The organism is Streptomyces sp. SID4985 (genome assembly GCF_009863025.1).
In the GTDB taxonomy this organism is placed as follows: Bacteria; Actinomycetota; Actinomycetes; order Streptomycetales; family Streptomycetaceae; genus Streptomyces.
The window spans coordinates 1-2,977 of the sequence record NZ_WWIR01000538.1 but is presented as its reverse complement, the minus strand read 5'-3'; the positions used below and the strand labels follow the sequence as shown (position 1 = coordinate 2,977).

Sequence of the window (2,977 nt, the reverse complement as noted above, 5' to 3'; positions counted from 1 at the left end):
GCCGCGCGGCGGCTGGCGCTCCGAGCCGGGGTTGCCGGCGCCCGGGGAACTGCGTACGGCTGTCGCCGTGGCCGTCGCCGAATTCCGGTCCCGTACCGGCGAGTTGGTCCCCGAGCGGCGTACCAGGACCGAGCTGGACCGGATCGGCCGGGACATCTGGTCGCGTGAGATCGGCACGACCCGGCTCCCGGTGCGTGCCGTGCACGCGGCCCAGTCCCTCGGCTTCCTGCGGCCGGGCATGCCCGCCGAGGAGACCGCCCTCCTGTCCGCCGGCACCTGGCTCCGACTGCGCACCCCCTACGGCTCCGTAGCCGTCCGCCGGACCGGCCTCGCCCCCTTGGGCCTCACCATCCGCTGACCGGACGCCCGGGGTCCCGGGCTTCTACTCGGTCTCGTCCGGCCAGACGCCGATGTGGTCCGACTCCAGTTCCAGGGCCACGCGGTCGCGCATGTTCAGGGTGCGGGTGTATTCGGCGGGGAGCTGGAGGCGGCCGGCGCGGTCGAGCATGGCGTATTCGCGGGCGACCAGCGTCTCGTGGCCCGTGGTGGCGTCGACCTCGCTGCGGCGCAGTACCTCGGTGGAGGTGCGGCCGTCGCGGATGGCGACGGTGCGGCGGACCTCGGAGGCCACCGCCTGGTCGTGGGTGACGATCACGATGGTGGTGCCGAGGGTCTCGTTCGCCGTGCGGAACGCCTCGAAGATCTGCGCGGCCGTGTTCGAGTCGAGCTCTCCGGTCGGCTCGTCGGCGAGGAGGACCGCCGGGTCGTTGGCGAGGGCCACCGCGATGGCGACGCGCTGCTGCTGGCCGCCGGACATCTGCTGAGGGTGGCGGTCGCGGCAGTCGGCGACCTGGAGCAGCTCCAGCAGTTCCAGGGCGCGGGCGGCGCGGGCACGGCGGCTGCGGGCGCCGGCGAGCTGGAGGGGGAGCGCGACGTTCTGGGCCGCGGTGAGGTAGGGCAGCAGGTTGCGGGCGGTCTGCTGCCAGACGAAGCCGACCGCCTCGCGCCGGTAGTCCAGGCGGTCCCTGGCCGTCATCGCCAGCAGGTCCCGGCCGGCGACCCGGGCCGCGCCCGCGGTGGGCGTGTCCAGGCCGGCGAGGATGTTCATCAGGGTGGACTTGCCGCTGCCGGAGGCGCCGACGAGGGCCATCAGCTCGCCCTCGCGGACGAGGAGGTCCAGGCCCTGCAGCGCCTGCACCTCGACGCCGTCCGCGGTGAAGATGCGGACCAGCCGGTCGCAGGTGATGAGCGCGTCATGGCCGTAGGCGGGGCGGTTGCGGGACTCGGTGACCTGGTTGGCCAGGTCGGTGAGGGTCGGTTCGGCTGTCATCGGGTCTCCTGGGTGCCCTGGTCCATGGCCGGGCGGCGGCGGGCCGGCCGCCCGCGCCGGAGGCGGAGGGGGTGGAAGGTACGGCCACTGCGGCGGAGCCTCATCGCGCGTCTCCCGCCCTGAGTTCCCGTACCGATCCGCGCCGGCCCGTCCACCACGCCTGCAGGGCCGCCACCGCCACCGCGACCACCACGACCGTGAGCGCGGGGACGGCCAGCGACCAGAGGTCCGGACGGAGGGCGGCCTGGCCGGCCTGGCCGTCGGTGCCCGGCAGGGCGATGACGGTGAGGTCGACGCCGGGGGAGAGCAGTCGGATGACCGTCCAGCCGGTGAGGGCGCCGCCGATCGCGCCGAGGAGCGCCTGCGGCAGGGACTCCAGGATCAGCAGACGGCGGCCCTGGGCGCGAGTGAGTCCCATGGTGCGCAGGCGGGCGAGGAGGGCGGCGCGTTCGGGGGCCGCCCGCACCAGCGCCAGCAGCAGGGCGAGGACGGCGAGCCCCGAGGCCGCGCCGACGGCCGCCGTGTAGACGTGCTCGGCGCCGGTCTGGATCGGCGAGTCGGCGTACCCGGCCCGCGCCTCGGCCCGGGTCTGGACGGTGGCCGTGCGGCCGACGGCCCGACGCAGCGCGCCCGCGTCCAGATGCGCGCCGGTCAGCAGCAGCGCCGTCGGCGAGGCGTCCTCGGCGGGCAGTCCGGCACGGTCCACGAGCAGGAAGTCGGACCGCAGCACGGCCGGTGTGCGGTCCCGTACGGCGGTGATCCGCAGGGTGAGGAACGTGCCGTCGTTCAGCCGGAGTCCCACCGGGCCGCGGGTGCCGAACTTCTCGGCGATCGAGGCGGAGGCGACGGCGGGGAGCGCGTCCCCGGGCTTCGGGTGCCGGCCGCCGGGCGCCATCAGGTTCTCCGCCGGGAAGGCGCCGAGACCCATGCGGGCGGAGAGCGCGCTGTAGTCGCGCGGGTCCACACCCGCCAGCGGCACCGCGCTCTCGCCGTTCGTCGGCACCGCCTCGTACGCGATGCTCACCGCCGTCGCCGCCCGCACCCCGGGCACCGACCGCGCCCGCTCGGACAGTCCGGACGGCAGGGAGACGGCGGCCTCCACGCGCGCGTCGGCACCGATGGTGAGCAGCGCCGCGCGGTCCCGGGCGTCGGCGACACCCGTCAGCACCGAGCCGCCGAACGCCGCCGTGGCGAGCGCCGTCAGCACGGCGAGCAGCGGCAGGACCCCCGAGGCGGAGGTGCGGCCCGCGCGGGCCACGGAGAGCTGGGCCGTGGCGCCGCGCAGCCGCCCGACGGGACGGGCCGCGAGGCGCAGCAGCGGCGGGTAGAGACGGAGCAGCAGCAGGGCCGCGACGACACCGGTCAGCACCGGCGCCAGAGAGATGAGCTGGTCACCGGTGGTGCCGCGGCGGCGCAGCGCCTCCACCGCGCCGGCGGCCGGCACCAGCAGGGTCAGTTCGACGACCAGCCGCCGCCTCGACGGCCGTGCGTTCGCCACGTCCTCGCGCGGCGCGGTCGTCCGTACCGTCCGGTGGGCGAGGACGGCGCGCACCGGAAGCGCGGCGCAGGCGGTCAGCGTGACGGCGGCTGCCGCGGCGACGGCGTACCGGGCGCGGTCGCCGGGCAGCAGCAGGAGCGCGGCGGCCA

The 2,977-nt window shown here is 76.3% G+C and carries 2 protein-coding genes and 1 pseudogene; 1 reads left to right on the top strand and 2 read right to left on the bottom strand.

Features of this window, described 5'->3' with window-relative positions; all coding sequences use genetic code 11:
* Window positions 1-358, top strand: a pseudogene (locus GTW40_RS23310) (hypothetical protein); the annotation flags it as partial.
* A gap of 24 nt (window positions 359-382) precedes the next feature.
* Here the strand turns inward: GTW40_RS23310 and GTW40_RS23305 are convergent.
* Together GTW40_RS23305 and GTW40_RS23300 are read right to left on the bottom strand one after the other, a co-directional pair.
* Window positions 383-1,330 (bottom strand): ABC transporter ATP-binding protein, encoded by a 948-nt coding sequence (locus GTW40_RS23305; RefSeq protein ID WP_161182138.1) that lies wholly within the window; start codon window positions 1,328-1,330, stop codon window positions 383-385.
* Between the two features lie 100 nt (window positions 1,331-1,430).
* On the bottom strand, window positions 1,431-2,977 hold a 1,547-nt coding region (locus GTW40_RS23300; RefSeq protein WP_343245767.1), incomplete at its 5' end, for an FtsX-like permease family protein.

Excerpts from the sequence above, each read along its gene's own strand:
- GTW40_RS23305 (WP_161182138.1), bottom strand. The coding sequence starts at position 1,330 with ATGACAGCCGAACCGACCCTCACCGACCTGGCCAACCAGGTCACCGAG.